The organism is Pseudoxanthomonas spadix, from assembly GCF_003703395.1.
Classification (GTDB): domain Bacteria; phylum Pseudomonadota; class Gammaproteobacteria; order Xanthomonadales; family Xanthomonadaceae; genus Pseudoxanthomonas_A; species Pseudoxanthomonas_A spadix.
Window position 1 is genome coordinate 92,773 of record NZ_RDQN01000004.1, and the last position, 20,882, is coordinate 113,654.

Annotated in this window: 19 protein-coding genes; 11 read left to right on the forward strand and 8 right to left on the reverse strand. The window is 70.3% G+C overall.

Going from position 1 to position 20,882, the window contains the following annotated elements; genetic code table 11:
* Nucleotides 1-133 precede the first annotated feature (133 nt).
* Together D9R12_RS07675 and D9R12_RS07680 are read left to right on the forward strand one after the other, a co-directional pair.
* Nucleotides 134-1,540: a hypothetical protein gene (locus D9R12_RS07675; RefSeq protein WP_425479083.1), complete on the forward strand. Its 1,407-nt coding sequence runs from the start codon at nucleotides 134-136 to the stop codon at nucleotides 1,538-1,540.
* A gap of 3 nt (nucleotides 1,541-1,543) precedes the next feature.
* The gene (locus tag D9R12_RS07680) at nucleotides 1,544-2,422 is read left to right on the forward strand and encodes an EcsC family protein (protein WP_122229562.1); all 879 of its coding nucleotides are present in this window, start codon (nucleotides 1,544-1,546) and stop codon (nucleotides 2,420-2,422) included.
* 126 nt (nucleotides 2,423-2,548) lie between these two features.
* Here D9R12_RS07680 and modC read toward each other — a convergent pair whose 3' ends face one another.
* Genes modC through modA form a run of 3 tightly spaced genes read right to left on the reverse strand, consistent with a single transcriptional unit; the run spans nucleotide 2,549 to nucleotide 4,650 of the window.
* Complete coding sequence (gene modC / locus D9R12_RS07685; RefSeq protein ID WP_122229564.1) at nucleotides 2,549-3,166, reverse strand: molybdenum ABC transporter ATP-binding protein; 618 nt, start codon at nucleotides 3,164-3,166, stop codon at nucleotides 2,549-2,551.
* A complete protein-coding gene (gene modB, locus D9R12_RS07690) occupies nucleotides 3,166-3,864 on the reverse strand; it encodes a molybdate ABC transporter permease subunit (protein WP_014161450.1) in 699 nt (232 codons plus the stop codon). The genes modC and modB overlap by 1 nt, the downstream gene beginning before the upstream one ends.
* A gap of 3 nt (nucleotides 3,865-3,867) precedes the next feature.
* A complete protein-coding gene (gene modA, locus D9R12_RS07695) occupies nucleotides 3,868-4,650 on the reverse strand; it encodes a molybdate ABC transporter substrate-binding protein (protein ID WP_122229566.1) in 783 nt (260 codons plus the stop codon).
* Nucleotides 4,651-4,891: 241 nt separating this feature from the next.
* Between modA and D9R12_RS07700 the strand changes: the two genes are divergently transcribed.
* Both D9R12_RS07700 and trxC read left to right on the forward strand, forming a co-directional pair.
* Nucleotides 4,892-5,371 carry an OsmC family protein gene (locus tag D9R12_RS07700; protein WP_122229568.1) on the forward strand — a complete coding sequence of 160 codons (480 nt, stop codon included), beginning with the start codon at nucleotides 4,892-4,894 and terminating at the stop codon, nucleotides 5,369-5,371.
* A complete protein-coding gene (gene trxC / locus D9R12_RS07705; RefSeq protein WP_122229570.1) occupies nucleotides 5,368-5,808 on the forward strand; it encodes a thioredoxin TrxC in 441 nt (146 codons plus the stop codon). Before D9R12_RS07700 ends, trxC begins: the two co-directional genes overlap by 4 nt.
* A gap of 52 nt (nucleotides 5,809-5,860) precedes the next feature.
* On the opposite strand, the gene D9R12_RS07710 is transcribed toward trxC, so the two are convergent.
* Together D9R12_RS07710 and D9R12_RS07715 are read right to left on the reverse strand one after the other, a co-directional pair.
* Nucleotides 5,861-6,676, reverse strand: a complete 816-nt coding sequence (locus tag D9R12_RS07710; protein ID WP_122229572.1) for a S1/P1 nuclease — start codon at nucleotides 6,674-6,676, stop codon at nucleotides 5,861-5,863.
* A gap of 110 nt (nucleotides 6,677-6,786) precedes the next feature.
* Entirely contained in the window at nucleotides 6,787-7,428 is a 642-nt protein-coding gene (locus D9R12_RS07715) for an OmpW/AlkL family protein (protein ID WP_122229574.1), read from the reverse strand.
* Nucleotides 7,429-7,634: 206 nt separating this feature from the next.
* Between D9R12_RS07715 and gap the strand changes: the two genes are divergently transcribed.
* From gap to D9R12_RS07750, 7 genes are all read left to right on the forward strand, one after another.
* A complete protein-coding gene (gene gap / locus D9R12_RS07720) occupies nucleotides 7,635-8,639 on the forward strand; it encodes a type I glyceraldehyde-3-phosphate dehydrogenase (RefSeq protein ID WP_122229942.1) in 1,005 nt (334 codons plus the stop codon).
* A 380-nt stretch (nucleotides 8,640-9,019) separates the two neighbouring features.
* Complete coding sequence (locus D9R12_RS07725) at nucleotides 9,020-11,716, forward strand: DUF2339 domain-containing protein (RefSeq protein ID WP_122229576.1); 2,697 nt, start codon at nucleotides 9,020-9,022, stop codon at nucleotides 11,714-11,716.
* Complete coding sequence (locus D9R12_RS07730; protein ID WP_122229578.1) at nucleotides 11,713-13,062, forward strand: DUF3999 domain-containing protein; 1,350 nt, start codon at nucleotides 11,713-11,715, stop codon at nucleotides 13,060-13,062. Before D9R12_RS07725 ends, D9R12_RS07730 begins: the two co-directional genes overlap by 4 nt.
* A 281-nt stretch (nucleotides 13,063-13,343) precedes the next feature.
* Nucleotides 13,344-14,516 carry a phosphoglycerate kinase gene (locus D9R12_RS07735; protein ID WP_122229580.1) on the forward strand — a complete coding sequence of 391 codons (1,173 nt, stop codon included), beginning with the start codon at nucleotides 13,344-13,346 and terminating at the stop codon, nucleotides 14,514-14,516.
* Nucleotides 14,516-15,157, forward strand: a complete 642-nt coding sequence (locus D9R12_RS07740) for an HAD hydrolase-like protein (protein WP_122229582.1) — start codon at nucleotides 14,516-14,518, stop codon at nucleotides 15,155-15,157. The genes D9R12_RS07735 and D9R12_RS07740 overlap by 1 nt, the downstream gene beginning before the upstream one ends.
* Before the next feature lie 210 nt (nucleotides 15,158-15,367).
* Complete coding sequence (gene pyk, locus D9R12_RS07745) at nucleotides 15,368-16,837, forward strand: pyruvate kinase (RefSeq protein WP_014161439.1); 1,470 nt, start codon at nucleotides 15,368-15,370, stop codon at nucleotides 16,835-16,837.
* A gap of 121 nt (nucleotides 16,838-16,958) precedes the next feature.
* Nucleotides 16,959-17,963 carry a class I fructose-bisphosphate aldolase gene (locus D9R12_RS07750; protein WP_122229584.1) on the forward strand — a complete coding sequence of 335 codons (1,005 nt, stop codon included), beginning with the start codon at nucleotides 16,959-16,961 and terminating at the stop codon, nucleotides 17,961-17,963.
* A 417-nt stretch (nucleotides 17,964-18,380) separates the two neighbouring features.
* Here D9R12_RS07750 and D9R12_RS07760 read toward each other — a convergent pair whose 3' ends face one another.
* From D9R12_RS07760 to D9R12_RS07770, 3 genes are all read right to left on the reverse strand, one after another.
* Entirely contained in the window at nucleotides 18,381-18,773 is a 393-nt protein-coding gene (locus D9R12_RS07760) for an REP-associated tyrosine transposase (RefSeq protein WP_122229588.1), read from the reverse strand.
* Between the two features lie 25 nt (nucleotides 18,774-18,798).
* Nucleotides 18,799-19,758 carry a transaldolase gene (locus D9R12_RS07765; protein WP_122229590.1) on the reverse strand — a complete coding sequence of 320 codons (960 nt, stop codon included), beginning with the start codon at nucleotides 19,756-19,758 and terminating at the stop codon, nucleotides 18,799-18,801.
* A gap of 80 nt (nucleotides 19,759-19,838) precedes the next feature.
* Nucleotides 19,839-20,804: a LysR substrate-binding domain-containing protein gene (locus D9R12_RS07770; RefSeq protein WP_122229592.1), complete on the reverse strand. Its 966-nt coding sequence runs from the start codon at nucleotides 20,802-20,804 to the stop codon at nucleotides 19,839-19,841.
* Nucleotides 20,805-20,882: the final 78 nt, after the last annotated feature.

Genomic DNA, 20,882 nt, shown 5'->3' on the forward strand with positions numbered 1-20,882 from the left:
ACCGCACATCGACTGGCACAGCGGGCCAGGCGAGGATCAACAGCGCGCGCGTGACGTGCCTGCGCGCGCCACACCGCCACGCTGGCCGTGGCTGCTGGGCCTGGTGGCGTTGGCCGGCCTGGCGACCGCCATCATGCTGCGCAAGCCGATCGCCGACCGGATGTGGCAGGGCACCCGGGTCCAGGCACTGCTGGACCAGGGCGAGGAAGCGATCGCCCAGGGCAAGCTCACCGCGGCCGATGGCAGCGGTGCGCGGCAGCGGTTCGAAGCCGCCCTGGCCCTGGACAACGACCGCAGCGAGGCGCGCCAGGGCCTGGCCCGGGTCGGCGCGGCCGCCATCGCCCAGGCCCGGGCCGCGCTGAACGCCAACGATCTCGATGCCGCGCGCCAGGCGCTGCAGCTGGCGCGCCAGCTGCAGGTGCCACGGGCGCAGTCCGATGCGGTCGCCGCCGACCTGCGCAAGCGCCAGGCCACTGCCGCCGGGGTCGGCACCCTGATCGCCCGGGCCGTGGCCGCACGCGATGCCGGTCGTCTCGATGGCGATCCCGACGCGGCGCTGCCACTGTTGCAGCGGGTGCTGGCATTGCAGCCGGACAACACCATCGCCCTGGAAGCCCGCGAGGACCTGCTCTCCGACCAGCTGGCGCAGGCCCGCCGGGCACTGCAGGCCGGACAGCTGGCCGACGGCGCCCGGCGCATCGGGCGGGTGCGCGAACTGGACCCCGGCCACTACGACCTGCCCGACGCCACGGCCGAACTGGCGCGCGCGCTGGATCGCCAGCGCAGGCTGGCCGACGCCGAGCTGCGCCGCGGTCGCCTGGAGCGCGCCGTGGCCAGCTACCAAGCCGTGCTGGCCGCCGCGCCGGGCGATGCGGCCGCGGCCCTGGGCCTGCAGGACGTCGCCACGCAGTACGCGCAGCGCGCCCGACGCGCGGCCGGGGATTTCGATTTCGACGCGGCCAGCGCCGACCTTGCGCAGGCGCGCGCGCTGGCGCCGCAGTCCCGTGCGGTCAGCGAGGCCAGCGGCGCCATCGCGCGTGCGCACCGCAGCCAGGCGCGGCTGGAGGCGGCGGCGCCGGCCTCCGCGCAGCGCCAGCGCCGCATCCAGGCGCTGCTGGCCGATGCCCAGCGCGCCCAGGCGCGCGGCCAATGGATCGAACCGCCCGGCGAAAGCGCCTTCGACAAACTGCGCGCGGCCCAGGCCCTGGCGCCGGACGAGCCGACGGTGCGCCGCGCCGCCCAGCGCCTGGTGCCGCAGGTGCAGCGCTGCGTGAGTGAGGAACTGTCGGCCAACCGGGTGCGTGCCGCGCAGGCCTGCCTGGATGCCTGGCAGGCGCTTGCGCCGGGCGACTCCGACCTGCGCACTGCGCGCCGGCAGCTGGCGATGCGCTGGATCGATATCGGCAACGAACGCCTGGGCGCCGGCGAGCTGGGCGCAGCCAACGAGGCCCTGCAGCGCGCGCGTGGGCTGGATCGCAGTGCGCCGGGACTGGATGCGTTCGCCGCCCGGGTCGTGCATGCGCGCGCCGGGGGAGGCTGACCCATGGCCACCGGCGACCGCCGCGCCACCCCGCCGCCGCTGGCCGGCGAACTGATTCGCGCCGGCAGCGTGCACACGCTCGGCCCGCAGGACCTGGAACTGCTGCGCCAGGCGGTGCAGCGGCTGGAACATCCCAGCTTCGGCGCACGCCTGGCCAGCCTGGCCGGCACGCCGGTGGAGAAGCTGATCCGGTTCCTGCCGCGCCGGGCCAACGCGGTGATCGGCTTCGCCGCGCGCAAGGCCATCGGTGCGGCGTTGCGGGTCGCGCTGACCACCCTGGACTCGCGCACCAGACCCGAGGGCGTGCGCAAGTCCTCGGACTGGTGGCACCTGGGCGCCACCGCGGCCACCGGTGCGCTCGGCGGCGCGTTCGGCCTGACCGCGCTGGCGCTGGAACTGCCGCTGACCACCACGATCATGCTGCGCTCCATCGCCGACATCGCCCGCAGCGAAGGCGCGGATCTGAGCGATCCGGCGGTGCGCCTGGAATGCGTGCGGGTGCTGGCCCTGGGCGGCAACGCCGCCAGCGACGACGCGGCTGAAGTGGGCTACTACGCCGCGCGCGAGGCCATGAGCCGGATGGTGTCCGACGCGACCACCCATCTGGCGCGCCACGGCCTGCACAAGCAAGGCGCGCCGGTGCTGGTCGGCCTGGTCAAGGCGATCGCCGAGCGCTATTCGATCCAGGTCAGCGAAAAGGCCGCCGCGCAGTGGATGCCGGTGCTGGGCGCGCTGGGCGGGGCGACGGTCAACTCGGTGTTCATGGACCACTTCCAGAGCATGGCGCGCGGACACTTCATCGTGCGCCGGCTCGAAGCCGTGCACGGCCAGGACACCGTGCGCCGCGCCTACCAGGCGCTGGCGAGGCTGCTGGCAGAATGAGGCCCAGGCGCACGGCGCGATGAGGGCAAGGGCGGCGATTGCCCTGCGGTCGCCCGGGCCAGCCGCGATGACGGGATTTCGTGGCCATGTGTGCCGGTCCATGGCATGACATTGCCGCCCAGCCTGTCAGTCCAGCACGTGCACCGCATCGGCCAGCTGCTGCACTTCGTCGGGCTGGTGGCTGACGTAGAGCATCGGCAGGCCGGTTTCGGTGCAGACCCGGCGCAGGTAGGGGATCAGCTCGCCGCGGCGCCCGGCATCCAGCGCCGACAGCGGTTCGTCCAGCAGCAACAGCGCCGGTTGCGAGAGCAGCGCGCGGCCGATCGCCACGCGCTGGGCTTCACCGCCGGAGAGATTGCGCGGCCGGCGCTGCAACAGCGGCGCGATGCCCAGCAGCGCCACCACTGCATCGAAGCCGAACTGCGCCTGGCCGCTGCGCCCGTGGCGGCCATAGACCAGGTTGCCGCGCACGTCCAGGTGCGGGAACAGGCGCGCTTCCTGGAACACGTAGCCGATGCGGCGCCGGTGCGGCGGCAGGTCGATGCGCCGGGCGCTGTCGAACAGCACCTGGCCATCGATGGCGATGCGCCCGGATTGCGGCCGCAGCAGGCCGGCGATTGCATTGAGCACGCTGGTCTTGCCGGCCCCGGACGGGCCGGTCAGCGCCAGCACCCGGGCCTGGCTTTCGATCCGCACCTGGCGGGTGAAGCGGCCGCGCTGCAACTGCACGTCCAGCGCCAGCATCACAGCACCTCGGCCTCGCGCCCGCGCTGGCGGCGCACCAGCCATTCGGACAACACCAGCGCGCCCAGCGAGATGCCCAGCGAGACGGCGGCCAGGCGCCAGATGCCGTGCTCGCCGCCGGGCACCTGCAGCAGGCTGTAGATCGCCGCGGACATGGTCTGGGTCTGGCCGGGGATGTTGGAGACGAAGGTGATGGTGGCGCCGAATTCGCCCAGCGCCTTGGCGAAGGCCAGCACCGCGCCGGCGACCAGGCCCGGCCAGGCCAGCGGCAGGGTGATGGTCAGGAACACCTTCCACGGCGGCGCGCCCAGGGTGGCGGCGGCGTGTTCCAGGCGGCGGTCGACCTGCTCGATCGACAGGCGGATCGCGCGCACCATCAGCGGAAAGCCCATCACCGCGCAGGCCAGCGCCGCGCCGCTCCAGCGAAAGGCAAGGCGGATGCCCCACTGCTCCAGCAGCCAGGCGCCGACCACCCCGCGGGTGCCCATCGTCACCAGCAGTGCATAGCCGATCACCACCGGCGGCAGCACCAGCGGCAGGTGGACGAGGGCATCGAGCAGGGTGCGCCCGAAAAAGCGCCGGCGCGCCAGCAGCCAGGCCACCGCGATGGCCGGCAGCAGGCTGGCGATGGCGGCCACCGCGGCCACTTTCACGCTCAGGCCGATGGCGGTGAGCTCGTCAGGCGAGAAATGCAGCATGCGTTACTCGAGCACGGCAAAGCCGCGCTTTTCGAAGATCGCCCTGGCCGGCGCGCTGCCCAGCCACTGCACGAAGGCCGCGCGCGCGGGCGAAGTGCCGGTGCGGACCGTGGCCACCGGATAGACGATCGGCCGATGGCTCCACTCGGGGAATGTATCGACCACGCGCACGCCGGGGTCGGCCGCCGCGTCGGAGCCATAGACGATGCCCAGCGGCGCCTCGCCGCGCGAGACCAGCAGCAGTGCCGAACGCACGCTGTCCGATTCGGCCAGCCGGTCCTGCACCGGCTCCCACAGCTTCAGCGACTGCAGCGCAGCCTTGGCATATTTGCCGGCCGGCACCGCGTTGACCTGGCCCACCGCCAGGCGCCCCTCGCCCAGGGCCCTGGCCAGCGTGTCGGGCTGGCTGAGCGTGACCCTGGCCGTGCTGGCCGCGGGCGCGATCAGCACCAGCGTGTTGCCGAGCAGGTTGCGGCGGCTGGCCCGGTCGATCAGCGCGCGTGCCTGCAGCGCATCCATCCACTCCAGGTCGGCGGACATGAAGACATCGGCCGGCGCGCCGTGTTCGATCTGCTTGGCCAGGGTGGAACTGGCCGCGTAGGAGACGACCACCGGCGTGCCGGTGGTCTGGTGGTACAGCGCGGCGATCTGGTCCATCGATTCCTTGAGGCTGGCCGCAGCGAACACGGTGAGCGGCGCTGGTTCGGCCGCCTGCGCGGCGAAAACGGCCGCGGCCGCCAGCAGCAACGCCGCGGTGCGCAGCAGGCGCGAAACGAAACCTGTCATTGGAAGGACTTCCTGAAGTCGGCGAAGGTGCTGCTTTCGGTCGTGGCGGCCTGTCGGCATTGCGCACGGCACGGCAGCAGCCAGCAGGCAAGGGTGCATGACGGCTCCGGACAAGCGTTCGCGGGTAGCTTAGCCGAGCGCCGGCGTCGGGGCGGCCTGCCCACCGGATCGCCCCTGGCTGCACGCGCAGGCAACGAAGGGCAGGCGTACGCTGGCAGCATTACCCACCCACGAGATTTCCATGGCCATCCAAGACCCGATCACCGTCCTGCTCGAGCAGGAACAGGACTTCTCCTTCCGCATCCGCTTCCAGGGGCTGGACGTGCCCGATGTGCTGTCCGACGAGGCCGCGCCGCTGGGCCACGATGCCGGTCCCAATCCCTTGCGGTTGCTGCTGGCCGGCATCGCCAACTGCCTGGCGGCCAGCCTGCTGTTTGCCCTGCGCAAGCACAGGAACACGCCCGGCAAGCTGCGCGCTTCGATCACCGCCATCCCGGTGCGCAATGCCGAAGGTCGCTGGCGCGTGCCCCGGGTGGAGGTGGCCCTGCAGTTGCCCGAGGCCAACGCCGCCTACCAGAACCTGGAGCGGGTCCTGGACACCTTCGAGGAGTATTGCCTGGTCACCCAGAGCGTGCGCGAAGGCATCGATGTCCAGGTCAGCGTCACCGACGCCGCCGGCCATGTGCTGCGTGGCGACAAGAGCATCGAGGCCGGTGCATGAGCGAGCCGCTGCTGATCGCCTGCCCGCATTGCCATGCACGCAACCGCGTGCCGGAACAGCGCCTGGGCCAGGGCCCGGTCTGTGGCCGCTGTCACCAAGCCCTGTTCACTGCGCATCCGCTGGCCCTGGACGCTGCCCATTTCGACACCCATGCCCGCGACAGCGACCTGCCGTTGCTGGTGGATTTCTGGGCGCCGTGGTGCGGGCCGTGCAAGATGATGGCGCCTCATTTCGAGGCCGCCGCCGCCCAGCTGGAGCCGCAGCTGCGCCTGGCCAAGGTCGATACCGAGGCCCACCCGGCACTGGGCGCGCGCTTCGGCATCCGCAGCATTCCGACCATGGCCGTGTTCCTGCACGGGCGTGAGCTGGGACGCCAATCCGGCGCAATGCAGCAGGCCGACATCGTGCGCTGGGCGCGCGCCACCGCGGGCCTGTGATCGCTTCAAATCCCAGGGGCGCGATCCTTGCGTGCCGCAGCGTCCGCCCGACTCAGGAATTGTCCAGCGCTGCGTTCAGGACCTGGGCCAGGCGTGCGCCGGCCAGGCGCAACTGGCGTTGCGCAACCGGGGTCCAGGTGTCGAAATAAGCCTGGTCGATCTTCGCGCCAGGCGGATACAGCCCCGGCGCCAACGCGATACGACATGCCGCCTGCGCCCACGCGGCCGCAGGCGGCGGCAGGGGCATGGGCTGTTCGGCCTCTGCCGGCGCCGGCAGCGCGCGGATCTGCGCCAGCAGCGCATCCTCGTCCAGGCCGGTGTGGCGCAGCAGGCCGCTGTCCCACAGCGCATGCAGGTTGCTGCCCTTGCCGTCCACGTTGACCTGTCGGTCGTTGCCGCCCTTGTCGCCGGCGTAACCGGCATGCAGCGGCTGGTGGGCATCGCCGACCAGATGCACGACGAACTTCAATGCCTGCAGGCGCTGGGCATCAGGCAGCGAACGGTCGGCCAGGATCGCCGTCTGGGTCTTGATCGCTTCCACGTTGCAGTCGCCGTTGCGGCAGTCGCGCGGCGGGTCGTAGTGGCAATCCGATTCGCCCAGGTTGACGTAGTGCCACCTGGCGCTGCGCTTGCCCAGCTCGGCATCCTGCTTGCGCAGCTCGTCGGCCCAGGTGGCGATCCCGGGCAGGGTGGCGCCGGGTTCGCTGGCCAGCAGCCTGTCCAGCTGCACGCGCGTGGCGGGGGTCAGATCGGGTTCGGCCAGTTCGGCCACCAGCCTGTGGCCGGTCAGGCCCCAGGCCAGCGCCTGGGGAATGTGCAAAAGCAGCGCCAGCGCAGCCAGCGATGCAAAAACGGCGGTTCTGTTCATCGCCGCGATTCTAGCAAGCGCGGGTGGTCACTTCGCCGCACGCGGCCGCGTCACCGATTGCCGGATGACGCGAGCCGCATCAGCGGTCACGCGCGTTGCCGCGCGCCCGGTCAGAACTTGAGGACGTAGGCCAGGCCGTACACCAGCGGATCGATCTCGGCACTGCCCAGCTCGGCGCCGTTGACCTTGACATCGGTGTCGATGTCGGCCCAGCGCAGGTCCACCCGCACCGCACTGGTGTCGTTGATCGCATAGTCTAGGCCGACGTGCGCGGCCACGCCCCAGGAATCATCCAGGTCCAGGTTGGTGCCGGCCAGCGCGCCCTTGGCGTCGGTGCTGAAGAACGTGGTGTAGTTCACGCCCAGGCCGACGAACGGGGTGGCCTTGGTGTCGTTGACGAAGTGGTACTGCAGCGAGACCACCGGCGGCAGCTGCTTGGTTTCGCCGACCTTGCCAACGCCCTTGATGCTGATCTCGTGCTTGAACGGCAGCGCGGCCAGCACTTCCACACCGATGTTGTCGGCCACGAAGTATTCGAAGGTGACGGTCGGCTTGGTGTCGCTGTCCACTTCGGTCGGCAGCTTGCCCAGGCCCAGCGCGGCGCCATTGAGGTCGCCGGCGTCGGACTTGGGATCGACCACGCCCACGCCCAGACCCAGGGTCCAGTCGCCCTTGGACTGGGCCATCGCCGGGGCAGCGGCGGAAAGCGCCGCAGCCAGGGTGCACAGCAGGAGAGCAGATGTCTTGCGCATGAGGGTTCTCGGTATCGATGGAATGGGCGCAGTCTTTCGCCTCTTCGACGCAGCCGCCTTGATCCGGATCAATGCGCCCCTGCGGCGGCATACCGCGCACCGCGCGTTCCAGTCACCGGTCACTCACCGGGCCCCGGCCGGGCCCCCTGCTAGAATCCAGGCCCCTTTCCACTGGCAGCCCCGCGGGGCTGCAGGAGCTTGTGAACATGGCAATCAAGGTCGGCATCAACGGGTTCGGGCGCATCGGCCGCAACGTCTTGCGTTCGGCGGTGCAGAATTTCGACGGCGATATCGAGATCGTCGCCATCAACGATCTGCTGGAGCCGGACTACCTGGCCTACATGCTCCAGTACGACTCGGTGCACGGCGGCTTCAAGGGCACCATCGAAGTGGACGGCACCACCCTGATCGTCAATGGCAACAAGATCCGCCTGACCGCCGAGCGCGATCCGGCTGCATTGAAGTGGGGCGAGGTCGGCGCCGAAGTGGTGATCGAATCCACCGGCATCTTCCTGACCAAGGAAGGCGCGCAGAAGCACCTGGACGCCGGCGCCAGCAAGGTGATCCTGTCGGCCCCGTCCAAGGACGACACGCCGATGTTCGTGTTCGGCGTCAACCACAAGACCTACAAGGGCGAGGCGATCATCTCCAACGCCTCGTGCACCACCAACTGCCTGGCCCCGCTGGCCAAGGTCGTCCACGACAAGTGGGGCATCAAGCGTGGCCTGATGACCACCGTGCACGCGGCCACCGCCACCCAGAAGACCGTCGACGGCCCGTCCAACAAGGACTGGCGCGGCGGGCGCGGCATCCTGGAAAACATCATTCCCTCGTCCACCGGCGCGGCCAAGGCCGTGGGCGTGGTGATCCCGGAACTCAACAAGAAGCTCACCGGCATGAGCTTTCGGGTGCCGACTTCGGACGTGTCGGTCGTCGACCTGACCTGCGAGCTGGAAAAGCCGGCCACCTACGCCGAGATCTGCGCCGAGATGAAGGCCCAGAGCGAAGGCGCGCTCAAGGGCGTGCTGGGCTACACCGAGGACAAGGTGGTGGCCACCGACTTCCGCGGCGAGACCCGCACCTCGGTGTTCGACGCCGACGCCGGCATCGCCCTGGATGCGACCTTCGTCAAGCTGGTGTCCTGGTACGACAACGAGTGGGGCTATTCCAACAAGTGCCTGGAAATGGTGCGCGTGGTGGCGGCGAAGTAAGCCGCCGGATCGGCTTGAAACAGGGCGCCGCGCAGGCGCCCTTGTTCGTGGCGTGCAGCGCAAGGCGGCGGCGTGCACGCAGGACCAGGGAACAGGGCGCCGCCGGCGTGGATGAACGCCAAAGAAGAGGGCATCGATTCTTCAAGGCGCCGACCCGCATCGACCCACGGGCCCGGCGATTGCGCCGGGCCCGTGGGTCCGGCTGAGGCAGCCCGGGGCATTCACTGCACTGCACTGCAGGCTGGTCGAGGCGCCGGCCGCACCGTGTCGCGATGCCTGGCTTGGGCTGGCGCCAGGCACCGCGACTGGTGCAGGCGCCACTCCGGTAGCATGCGTGCACGGCGGCGGGGCGGCCGGTGACGCTGACAGGGAGTGGGCATTTGCAGGCATTGATCGTGCTGTTGGGGCTGGTCGTGCTGGCGGTGCCGGTGCTGCTGGTGGTGGCACTGGTGTCGATCCGGGGATTGCGCAGGCGGATCGAGCAGCTGGAGCAGGATCTGGCCTCGGTCTGGCGCCCGGCGCGCGGCGCCACGCCGTGGGTGACCGAGCGCGACAGCGTGCGGCCGCAGGCCGATGCCGGCCCGGCACCGGCGCCGGTTGCGCAGGCACCCAGGGCGGCCGCCGCTACGCCGCCGCGTACGCCTGAAGATGCCGCGCCACCGCCGCGCGCGCCTGAAACCGCCGCGCCGCCATCGCCGGGGCCGTCCACGCCTCCGCCACTGCCCGAATCGCCGCCGAGGCCTGCGTTCCAGCCCGCGCCCGCGCCTTCGCGTCCGGACCCGATCATCACCCTGCTGGCTGCGGCCAGGCGCTGGTTCACCGAAGGCAACGTGCCGGTCAAGGTCGGCATGCTGGTGCTGCTGGCCGGGGTGGCGGCATTGTTGAAATACGCGGGCGACCAGGGCTGGTTGCGCCTGCCGATCGAGTTGCGTTACGCGGGCATCGCGGCGGCGGCGCTGGGCGGGCTGGTGTTCGGCTGGCGCCAGCGCGCGCCGCGCCGCGGCTTTGCGCTGGCCCTGCAGGGCGGCGCGATCGGGGTGCTGTTGCTGACCGTGTTCGCGGCATTCAAGGTGTCGGGATTGATCCCGGCCGCTGCGGCGTTTGCGCTCAGCGTGGTGCTGGTGGCCGGCATGTGCGTGCTGGCGGTGCTGCAGGAATCGCGCACGCTGGCAGTGCTGGCCACGCTGGCCGGATTCCTGGCGCCGATCTGGCTGTCCACCGGCAGCGGCAACCACGTGGCGCTGTTTTCCTACTACGCGCTGCTCAATGCCGGGGTGTTCGCCATCGCCTGGGTGCGGTCGTGGCGGGTGCTGAACCTGCTTGGATTTGTCTTCACCTTCGGCATCGGCACGGTCTGGGGCGTGCTGGATTACCGGCCGGACAAGTTCGCCAGCACCGAGCCGTTCCTGCTGCTGTTCTTCGCCTTCTACCTGCTGATCCCGGTGCTGCATGCGCGGCGCGGCGACGATCGGGCCAGGGTGGTCGATGGCAGCCTGTTGTTCGGCACGCCACTGGTGGCCTTCTGCCTGCAGGCCGGGTTGCTGCAGGGCGACGGCCTGCCGCTGGCGCTGTGCGCACTGGCGCTTGCGGCGGTCTATACCGGCCTGGCCGCCTGGCTGTTGCGCGATGCGCGCACCGCTTTGCTGGGGTACGGCCATGCGCTGCTGGCGGTGGGCTTTGCCACCCTGGCGGTGCCGCTGGCGTTGTCGGCACGCGCCACGGCCGGCGTGTTCGCGCTGGAAGGCGCCGGCCTGGTCTGGCTGGGCCTGCGCCAGCAGCGCCGGCTGCCGGTGGTCAGCGGCGTGCTGCTGCAGCTGGCCGCAGCGGTGGCGTTCGTGATCGGCCTGGAGGCCACTTCGCGCGATGCAACGGTGCTGGCCAATCCGACCTGCATGAGCGCGCTGCTGATCGCGCTGGGCGGCTTTGCCAGCGCCTGGGCGCTGCGGGTGCAACGGCGTGTGCTGGCGCTGCTGTCTTACCTGTGGGCGCTGGGCTGGTGGAGCGGCGCGGGGCTGCACGAGATCCTGCGTTTCGCCTCCGCGCCACAGCAGCCGGACCTGGTGCTGGCGGGGCTGGCGCTGACCGCCTGGCTTGCCGCCGAAGTGCAGCGGCGCCATCCCGATGCCGCGCTGGCCTGGACCACGACGGGTGGCTTCGCCCTGGCCATGCCGGTGACGCTGTGGCAGGTGGATGCGCACGGGCAGCCCTTCGCTGGCGCAGGCGCCGCGGCATGGGCGGTCTTCGCTGTGCTGGGCGTGCGCGCCCGGTGGTGCCTGCGCGGCGCGGAAGGGCGCGCTGCGCAGGCAGCGCAATTGATCTGGTGGCTGGTGTGGCCGCTGCTGCTGTCGTTGGCGGGACAGTGGCTGGCCGGCGAACTGCACCTGGCCGAAGGCTGGGGCTGGGCGCTGCTGGCCTGGCCGTGGCTGCTGCTGGCCGCGCTGTCGCTGCAGCGCTGGCATTGGCTGGCCTGGCCGCGCGGCGCGGCGCTGGATCCTGGCCGGTTGGCGCTGCAGGGCACGGTCTTCGCCGTGCTGACGGTGGGCTGGGTGGCGAGCTTGTTCGCCCGGCTCGGCGCTGCACCGCTGCCGTGGCTGCCCTTGTTCAATCCGGCGGAACTGGCCCAGCTGGCGGTGATCGTGCTGCTCGCGCACTGGCTGTGGCGCGGCGCCGTGCCTGCTGCCTGGGCGCCGCGTCGCGGCATGCTGATGGCCGGTGCCGGGCTGGTGCTGGCGACCAGCTCCACCCTGCATACCGTGCATCACTGGGCGCAGGTGCCGTGGGACGCAGGGTTGTGGTCCACCGGCATCGCCCAGACCAGCCTGACCGTGGTCTGGAGCGTGCTGGGCGTGATCGGCTGGGTGATGGGATCGCGGCGTGGCCAGCGTGGGCTGTGGCTCGGCGGTGCGCTGCTGATGGGCCTGGTGCTGGCCAAGCTGATGCTGATCGATCGCCAGCACCTGGGCAACCTGCTGGGCATCGGCTCGTTCATCGCCTACGGCTTGCTGTGCACGGTGGTGGGATATTTCGCGCCGGCGCCGCCGCGCGCCGTTGCCGCGGACCTGGAGGTGGACGCATGAAGTGCCTGGCCCTGTTGTTGCTGGTGCCGATCGCCGCACATGCGGCCGGACCGCGCGAGGATTACGTGCAGCAATGGCCGCTGCAGCTGTCCACGGCGGAGGCCGGCGCGTATCGGGTGACGCTGAGCGAGGCGGTCTATCGCGGCGCGCAGTCGCCAACGCTGGGCGATGTCCAGCCGCTCGATGCCGATGGCCAGCCCTTGCCTGCCAGTCTGCTCGGTCCTGATGCGCCGCTGGCCGGGCCGCCGCGGCGCCAGGCGTTGCCGCTCTTCCAGTTGCCGCCGATGCCGCCCGACGCCTCCGGTGACCTGCAGCTGATCGCCGAGCGCGATGCGCAAGGTGCGGTGACGCGCGTGGAAACCCGGCTGCCTGCCGATGCCAACGCAGGCCACCGGCAAGGCGGCGGCTGGCTGCTCGATGCCAGCGCGCTGGAAGCACCGCTGCAGGCGTTGTGGCTGCAGTGGCAGGACCCGCCGCAGCTGCAGGCCGAACTGCGGCTGGAGGGCAGCCACGACCTGCGTGGCTGGTTCGTCATCGACCCGCAGGTCACCGTGGTCGAACTGGACAACGGACGCCAGCGCCTGGCCCGGCGTCGCATCGCCCTGACCGCCGGGGCGCGCTACCTGCGGTTGCTGCCGCGCGCCGGTGCGCTGCCGGCGCTGCAGTCGGTCGAGGCCGAAATTGCCGTGCCGGCCGCGCCGCTGCCGTGGCAGACGCTGCGGCTGGACGGCAAGGCGGTCGATGGCGGATTCCAATTCGTGTCTCCCGGCCGCTTTCCGGTCGCGCAGGTCGATGTGGTGGCCAGCGGCAACCAGGCCGTCACCTGGAGCGTGCAGAGCCGCGACGCGGCCGATGCGCCCTGGATCCATCGCGTCGGCCCCTGGCTGGCCTACCAGGTCGGCGCCGAGCGGCAGCGCTCGCCGCCGCAGGCGCTGGCGCAGACCAGCCGCGACCGTTACTGGCGCCTGCTGGCCAGTGCCGGCAGCGTCGAAGGCCTCGCGCCGCCGCAGTTGCAGCTGGGCTACCGGCCCGAGGTGCTGGTGTTCCTGGCCCAGGGCGCGCCGCCGTACGCGCTGGCCGTGGGCAGCGCGCGTGCGCATCGCCAGCAAGCGCCGCTGCCCGCGATGATCGCCGCATTGCGCCAGCAGCGCGGCGCGCAATGGCAGCCGGCCACCGCCACCCTGGGCACCGATGCGCAGGTCCTGGCCGGCGAGCACGCGCTGCAGCCGGCCGCGCGCGACTGGAAGCAGCTGCTGCTGTGGGCCCTGCTCGTCTGCGGGGCGCTTGCGGTCGGCGGCTTCGCCTTCAGCCTGCTGCGCGACAGGCGCGCGACCCAGGCACCCTGATTGCCCCTCGCCTGGCCGCGGTTTGCGGCATCGGCGGCCAGCCCGGACAATGGGCGCCCGTCCTGATCGAAGCAACGCCGCATGCCGCACCTGCGTCGCAGCCAGCCGGTTCCCATCAGGCGGGACGGCATCTCCCCGCTCCGGCCGCCTTTCAACCCGCCTTGCGTGGCGGTGTGCTGCCATCGGCGGCATGCAGGGGCGAGCGTCTTTTCCGGCCTTGCGCCCTGTGCCCCATGGCCCGGGCCGTTGTTCCTTTCCCTGACCCCACGAGCTGAAGCCCCATGACCATCATCCGCATGACCGATCTGGACCTCTCCGGCAAGCGCGTGCTGATCCGCCAGGATCTGAACGTGCCGATCGACAACGGCCGGATCACCTCCGAGCAGCGCATCATCGCCTCCCTGCCGACACTGAAGATGGCCCTGGAGCAGGGCGCGGCGGTGATGGTGATCTCGCACCTGGGGCGCCCGGAGGAAGGCGTCTGGAGCGAGGAGCATTCCCTGCAGCCGGTGGCCAAGCGCCTGTCCGAACTGCTGCACGTGCCGGTGCCGCTGGTGCGCGACTGGGTCGACGGCGTGCAGGTCGAGCCGGGCCAGATCGTGCTGCTGGAGAACTGCCGCATGAACGTGGGCGAGGGCAAGGATGACGAGACACTTGCCAGGAAATACGCCGCGCTGTGCGATGTGTTCGTCATGGATGCCTTCGGCACCGCGCACCGCGCCCAGGCCTCCACCCATGGCGTGATCAGGTTCGCCCCGGTCGCCGCCGGCGGCCCGCTGCTGATGGCCGAGCTGGACGCCCTGCACAAGGCCTTGGCCGCGCCGGCGCGGCCACTGCTGGCCATCGTCGCCGGCAGCAAGGTCTCGACCAAGCTGGAGCTGCTCTCCAGCCTGGTGGGCAAGGTCGACCAGCTCATCGTCGGCGGCGGCATCGCCAACACCTTCATCGCCGCCGCTGGCCACCGCGTGGGCAAGTCGCTGTGCGAGCCGGACCTGCTGGACACCGCGCGCAGGATCGTGGCCGATGCCAAGGCGCGCGGTGCCGAGATCCCGCTGCCCACCGACGTGGTGGTGGCCAAGCAGTTCCTGCCAGATGCACCGGCCGCGGTGAAGAAGGTCGATGCGGTGGACGCAGACGACCTGATCCTGGACATCGGCCCGGACACGGCGGCGGCCTACGCCGCGCGCATCGCCAGGGCTGGCACCGTGGTCTGGAACGGGCCGGTCGGGGTGTTCGAGTTTGAGGCCTTCAGCAAGGGCACCGAGACCCTGGCGCGGGCGATCGCCGCCTCGCCGGCGTTTTCCATCGCCGGCGGCGGCGACACCCTGGCGGCGGTGGACAAATACGGGGTCGCCGACCGGCTGAGCTACATCTCCACCGGCGGCGGCGCGTTCCTGGAATTCCTGGAAGGCAAGACCCTGCCGGCCGTGGCCGCCCTGGAAGCGCGCGCTTGATGAACCAGGCCACGCTGTTGTTTGACCTGGACGGCACCCTGATCGATTCGGAGCCGGGCATCGTCAACAGCATCGGGCACGTGTTTGCGGCAATGGCCCAGCCGCTGCCCGATGCCGCCGCGCTGCGGGCCTGGATCGGGCCGCCGATGCGCGACAGCTTCCAGTCCGTGTTTCCTGAAGAAGACCGCCTGGCCCAGGCGCTGGCGCTCTACCGCCAGCGCTACGACACCCTCGGCTGGACCGAGCTGAGCGTGTACCCGGGCATTGCCGAGCTGGTGACCGATCTGCATGCCGGCGGCCGCCGGCTGGCGGTGGTGACCTCCAAGAACGAGCGCTCGGCCCGGCAGATCCTGGCCGGCCTGCCCTTCGGTGCGTGTTTCGAACAGATCGTCGGCGCCAGCGACGACGGCAGCCGCCGGTTCAAGCCCGACCTGATCGCCGAGGCGCTGCGGCGCCTGTCGGCGCAGGCCGGCCACTGCGTGATGATCGGCGACCGGCGCATGGACATCGAAGGTGCCGTGCACCACCACATGCGCAGCATCGGCGTGCTCTGGGGCTTCGGCGACCGCGCCGAACTGGTCACCGCCGGTGCCGGTGAAGTGGTCGCCTCACCCGAGGCACTGCGGGCCATCCTGGCCTGATGTCCCGCGCGGCCGTCTGCGCATGGAGATACCAGTAAAATACCAGTTTCCGGCGCAGTGTCCGACCCACGGCACTGAATGGATTTGTTATGAATCAACAGGTTGGGTGGATTCTTCCGCCGCAGGCGCGCCCCAGCCCCAGGCTGGGTGGCATCGCACAAGCGGACCACCACCATGCCTGTGGTAGCGTTTGCAGCTTCGGAGGAGTCCATGACCAGCACCCATCAGCGCCGTACCAAGATCATTGCCACGTTGGGCCCGGCGACCGATCCGCCGGGTGTCCTGGAGGCGCTGATCCGCGCCGGCGTGAACGTGGTCCGGCTCAACTTTTCGCATGGTTCGCCCGATGGCCAGCGCCAGCGCGCCCTGGCCGTGCGTGCGGCCGCCGCCAGACTCGGGGCCGAAGTGGGCATCCTGGCCGACCTGCCCGGCCCGAAGATCCGCATCGAGCGCTTCGCCGCCGGCAAGGTGCAGCTCAAGGCCGGCGCGCGCTTCGACCTGGTCGCCGAGGACGATGCGCCGCCGGGCGACGCGCACCAGGTCGCGGTCAGCTACCTGGGCCTGCCGGGGGACGTGGCGCCGGGCGACACGTTGCTGCTGGACGATGGCATGCTGCAGCTGCGCGTGGCCCAGGTCCAGGGCCAGCGCATCATCACCGAGGTCCTCAACGACGCCACCCTGAGCGACCGCAAGGGCCTGAACAAACAGGGCGGCGGCCTGTCGCTGGGCGCGCTCACCCCGTACGACCATGCGTTGATCGAAGTGGCCGCCAGCATCGGCGTGGACTTCATCGCCGTCTCGTTCTGCCGCAATGCGGCGGACATGGAGGAGGCCCGCGCCAGCGCCCGCAAGCACGGATGCCAGGCCTACCTGGTGTCCAAGATCGAGCGCTCCGAGGCCATCGCCAACCTCAAGGAAATCGTCGCCGCCAGCGACGTGGTCATGGTCGCCCGCGGCGACCTGGGGGTGGAAGTGGGCGATGCCGAACTGCCCGGCCTTCAGAAGCAGATCATTCGCGAGTCCATCGAGCAGAACAGGATCGTCATCACTGCCACCCAGATGCTGCAGTCGATGGTCGACAGCCCGCTGCCCACCCGCGCCGAGGTCATGGACGTGGCCAACGCGGTGATCGACGGCACCGATGCGGTGATGCTGTCCGGCGAAACCGCGGCCGGCCATTACCCGGTGCGCGCGGTCGAGGCGATGGCCCGCATCTGCGTCGGCGCCGAGCGCTCGTTCGGCATGGAGACCGATTTCGAAGCCGCCCAGCGCAACCTGCAGCGCGCCGACCATGCCATCGCCATGGCGACCATGTTCCTGTCCGAGCACATCAGCCTGGGCGGGGTGGTGGCGCTGACCGAATCGGGCGGCACCGCCGGCTTTCTCTCGCGCTTCCGCTCCTCGGTGCCGGTGTACGCGTTCTCGCGCGATGACGGCGCCCGCCGGCGCATGGCGATGATGCGCGGGGTGACTCCGGTGGCCTTCGACAGCCGCGGCATGGCCGCGCGCGAAGCGGCCCGCGCCAGCATCCAGATGCTGGTCCAGGCCGAAATGCTCAAGCCGGGCGACCGGGTGGTGTTCACCAGCGGCGAGCACATGGAACAGCACGGCGCCACCAACACCCTGCGCCTGCTGGAAGTGGGTCAGGACGGCCGCGCCAGCGGCCTGGGCGAGCTGTAACGGCCCGGCCGCCGGCGCGCACCGGCGGCGCAGGGCCGCCGCGCGCTTGCGGCATGACCGGCAAGGGGCAGGGCGGCGCCGGCTATAATTCCCGGCTCCGCCGTCCGCCCCCCGAGTCCCCATGAGCATCGAACAGCTCGCCGAAACCGCCCAGGCCCTGGTCGCCCCCGGCAAGGGCATCATCGCCATCGACGAATCCATCGCCACCATCGGCAAGCGTTTTGCCGGGGTGGGCCTCGACAACACCGAAGAACATCGTCGCCGCTACCGCGAGCTGCTGATCACCACGCCCCGGCTGGCCAACCACATCTCCGGCGCGATCCTCCACGAGGAGACCATCGGCCAGAAGACCCGGGACGCGGTGCCGTTTCCCAAGTACATGACCGACCACGGCATGATCCCGGGCATCAAGGTCGATCTTGGCACCCAGCCGCTGGCCGGCTGCCCCGGCGAGCTGGTGACCGAGGGCCTGGACGGCCTGCGCACGCGCCTGCAGGCGTACTACAAGCTGGGCGCGCGCTTTGCCAAGTGGCGCGCGGTGATCAACATCGGCGAGGACATCCCCTCCGGCACCTGCATCGAGGTCAACGCCCACGCGCTGGCCCGCTACGCCGCGCTGTGCCAGGAGCAGGGCATCGTGCCGATCATCGAGCCGGAGGTGCTGATGGAGGGCGACCACGACATCCAGACCTGCTATGAGGTGACCGAGGCAACCCTGCGCTCGGTGTTCGGCGCCCTGTACGAGCAGAACGTCCTGCTGGAAGGCACCATCCTCAAGGCCTCGATGGTCCTGCCGGGCAGCCGCTGCGCCGACCAGGTCGATGTGGAAGAAGTGGCCGAATCCACCGTGATGTGCCTGAAGACCGCCGTGCCGGCGATCCTGCCGGGCATCGTGTTCCTGTCCGGCGGCCAGTCCGACCAGGACGCCACCGCCCACCTTGATGCCATGAACCGCCTGGGCAACCTGCCCTGGCCGCTGAGCTTCTCCTACGGCCGGGCCATGCAGCAGGCCGCGCTGGCGCACTGGGCCAAGGACCCGGACCGCAATTTCGCCAAGGCCCAGTCGATCGTGTTCGAGCGCGCCCGCGCCAACAGCCTGGCAGCGCTGGGGCAGTGGGAAGGCTAGGCCCGTGTGTAGGAGCAACTGTCTGCTCGACGCGTTCGTGCCCCCTCTCCCTCGCGTGCGGGGGAGAGGGCTGGGGTGAGGGGGGCTTTTGCTTTAAGGCCAGTAAACCGCAGCCGGCTCCGGAACGTTGATGTGTCGTCGTCGGCATGGCCGTCACCCCTATCCCCCTCACCCCGACCCCCTGCTTCGCACCCCGGCCCGCGCCAGCGGCGCGGGCGCTCCAAGGCACGCGCGCCAGTGGCGCGCAAGCCGTGCCTTCTCGCCCCCCCGCGAGCGGGGGATAGGGGGCAAAATCCCAGGGATGTGGCCGTAGGGCCATGGCCGCGATGGGCTTTCCCGTAGGAGCGCCCCGAAGGGGCGCGATGCTCTCCCTTGGCATCTCGGCGCGCCCGATCATCGCGCCCCTGCGATGCGCTCCTACAGCCAGACCGCGTTCCAGTACGGATAATCGCCAACGCGCTGGACAAGCCCTGCGCGCAGCGGATTGGCCACGATGTACCGGGCGATCTGCTGCAGGTCCTGCGCCCGCCGCAAGGCATGATCGTGGTAAGCCCGTGCCCAGACCGGACCCGTGCGCCCGGTCGCCAGATTCGCCTCGCGTGCGCTGAAGGACTTGAGCGATTCCACCACCTTGGCCAACGGCTTGTCCTGGCCCAGTGCCAGCAACCAATGCGCGTGATCGGGCATCAGCACCCAGGCGAGCAGACGGGCATCGCCCAGGCATCGGCGTGAGATGAAGGACCGGCACGCCGCCTGCGCAGCGCGGGGATCGGCGAACAGTGGCCGGCGGTGCAGCGTCGTTGCCGTCAAGAGGCTTTTATTGGTCGCGAGAATTTCAGGCCAGCCGATCGGCGATGGTCTTGCGCAGGGACTTGAGATCCTCGGCGAAGACGCGGATGCCGTCGGCCAGTTTTTCTCTGGCCATTGGGTCGGCTTGGACGTCGGCCTTGAACCGGGCCGCGTCCACCGGCGGGTGGCTGCCGACCTGCGCCTGGGCCGGAAACAACTTGCGCGGCAGCGGGCCATGGTCGGCATCGAGCTGGTCGAGCAGGTCCGGCGAGATGGTCAGGCGGTCACATCCGGCCAGCGCTTCGATCTGCGCGGTGGAGCGGAACGAGGCGCCCATCACCACGGTCTTGATGCCGCGGCGCTTGAAGGTGTCGTAGACGCCGCGCACGAACTTCACGCCCTGGTCCTGGTCGATGCTGGCCGGGGCTTGGCCGTGGGCCTTGTACCAGTCGAGGATGCGACCCACGAACGGCGAGATCAAAAACGCGCCGGCCTCGGCACAGGCCAGGGCCTGGGTCGGGTTGAAGATCAGCGTGCAGTTGCAGTCGATGCCTTCGGCCTGCAGCTGGCGGCAGGCTTCCACACCTTCCCAGGTCGCGGCGACCTTGATCAGGATGCGCTCCCTGGGCACGCCCTGTTCGGCGTACATGGCGATGAACTTCCTGGCCTTGGCCACGGTGGCGGCGGTGTCATGGGCCAGGTCGGCATCGACTTCGGTGGACACGCGGCCCTGGATCAGGCCGGCCAGCCTGGTGCCCACGCCGATGGTCAGGCGGTCGACGACTTCGGCCAACCGTTCCTCGTTCACCTTGCCCTGGGCCTTGGCCCAGGCGGTCTGCTCATCGATCAGCTCGGCGTAGACCGGCAGGTCCAGCGCCTTCTTCACCAGGGTGGGATTGGTGGTGCAGTCGACTGGCTTGAGCCGCTTGATCGCCTCCACGTCGCCGGTGTCGGCCACGATCACGGACAGTTCGCGCAGTTGCTGGAGTTTGCTTGGGGAGGTCATGGCATTTGATCCGTTTCGTTGTGCGTGTCGGCTAGGAGTCTGTCGGCCAAAGCCCGATAGGCTCCTAGGCCGAAAGCCTCTCACGCGCGCCGTTGCGAGGCGGTGGAAGCCTTCTTGCGGACAGGCACTGGCAGGCCAAGCGTGGCGGGGTCGAGCAGGTCGGCGGGCAGCTCGGCGAACACTTGCGCCATCTGGATCAAGAACGCGTCCATGGCCGAGCTTTTGCGCCAGACCATGGCGATGCGCCGGCTGGGATGGGAGTCGCTGAAGCCCAGCAGGTGAATGTTCTCCGAGCGCGCCACCGGCGGCTGGACCGCCAGCAGCGGCAGCAGGGTCATGCCGACCTCGGCGGCGACCATCTGGCGCAGGGTTTCCAGGCTGGTGGCGCGGAATTCGGATTTTTCGTTGGCGCCGGCCAGGCGGCAGACCTCCAGCGCCTGTTCGCGCAGGCAGTGGCCGTCTTCCAGCAGCAGCAGCTTCTGGTCGTTCAATTCGGCCAGGGTCAGGCCGGTGCGCTTGGCCAGCGGATGGTGCTCGGGCGCGGCCAACACGAAGGGTTCCTCGAACAGGAATTCCACATGCATCTGCTCCTCGTCCACCGGCAGCGCCAGCAGGCTGGCGTCCAGCTTGCCTTCGCGCAGGCGCTGCAGCAGCACATCGCTCTTTTCCTCCACCAGCAGCAGTTCCAGTCGCGGGAAGCGCGTGCGGATCGCCGGTACCACGTGCGGCAACAGGTACGGGCCCAGGGTGGGGAAGATGCCCAGCTTGACCGTGCCGGCTTCCGGGTCCTGGCTGCGACGGGCGGCTTCCTTCAGCTGTTCGACCTCGGCCACGATCCGGCGCGCCCGTTCGGCTGCCTCGCGCCCGGCCGGGGTCAGCATCACCTTGCGCGGGGCACGTTCGACCAGCGGCACGCCCAGCTCGTCCTCGAGCTTCTTGATCTGGGTGGACAGGGTGGGCTGGCTGACGAAGCTGGCCGCCGCGGCCCGGCCGAAGTGCATGTGATCGGCCAGAGCGACCAGGTATTTGAGGTCACGCAGGTTCACGTGCGCGGATCCGCCTGCAGGTTGTGGGTCATCGGGGCCCTCGATGCATTCAACGCCCCTTGCGCCGGCGCATCAATC

Bases quoted from the DNA above. Each gene is read 5' to 3' on its own strand.
- D9R12_RS07675 (WP_425479083.1), top strand. From the start codon at position 134: ATGCTGCGCAAGCCGATCGCCGACCGGATGTGGCAGGGCACCCGGGTC.
- D9R12_RS07680 (WP_122229562.1), top strand. From the start codon at position 1,544: ATGGCCACCGGCGACCGCCGCGCCACCCCGCCGCCGCTGGCCGGCGAA.
- modC (WP_122229564.1), bottom strand. From the start codon at position 3,166: ATGCTGGCGCTGGACGTGCAGTTGCAGCGCGGCCGCTTCACCCGCCAG.
- modB (WP_014161450.1), bottom strand. From the start codon at position 3,864: ATGCTGCATTTCTCGCCTGACGAGCTCACCGCCATCGGCCTGAGCGTG.
- modA (WP_122229566.1), bottom strand. From the start codon at position 4,650: ATGACAGGTTTCGTTTCGCGCCTGCTGCGCACCGCGGCGTTGCTGCTG.
- D9R12_RS07700 (WP_122229568.1), top strand. From the start codon at position 4,892: ATGGCCATCCAAGACCCGATCACCGTCCTGCTCGAGCAGGAACAGGAC.
- trxC (WP_122229570.1), top strand. From the start codon at position 5,368: ATGAGCGAGCCGCTGCTGATCGCCTGCCCGCATTGCCATGCACGCAAC.
- D9R12_RS07710 (WP_122229572.1), bottom strand. From the start codon at position 6,676: ATGAACAGAACCGCCGTTTTTGCATCGCTGGCTGCGCTGGCGCTGCTT.
- D9R12_RS07715 (WP_122229574.1), bottom strand. From the start codon at position 7,428: ATGCGCAAGACATCTGCTCTCCTGCTGTGCACCCTGGCTGCGGCGCTT.
- gap (WP_122229942.1), top strand. From the start codon at position 7,635: ATGGCAATCAAGGTCGGCATCAACGGGTTCGGGCGCATCGGCCGCAAC.
- D9R12_RS07730 (WP_122229578.1), top strand. From the start codon at position 11,713: ATGAAGTGCCTGGCCCTGTTGTTGCTGGTGCCGATCGCCGCACATGCG.
- D9R12_RS07735 (WP_122229580.1), top strand. From the start codon at position 13,344: ATGACCATCATCCGCATGACCGATCTGGACCTCTCCGGCAAGCGCGTG.
- D9R12_RS07740 (WP_122229582.1), top strand. From the start codon at position 14,516: ATGAACCAGGCCACGCTGTTGTTTGACCTGGACGGCACCCTGATCGAT.
- pyk (WP_014161439.1), top strand. From the start codon at position 15,368: ATGACCAGCACCCATCAGCGCCGTACCAAGATCATTGCCACGTTGGGC.
- D9R12_RS07750 (WP_122229584.1), top strand. From the start codon at position 16,959: ATGAGCATCGAACAGCTCGCCGAAACCGCCCAGGCCCTGGTCGCCCCC.
- D9R12_RS07765 (WP_122229590.1), bottom strand. From the start codon at position 19,758: ATGACCTCCCCAAGCAAACTCCAGCAACTGCGCGAACTGTCCGTGATC.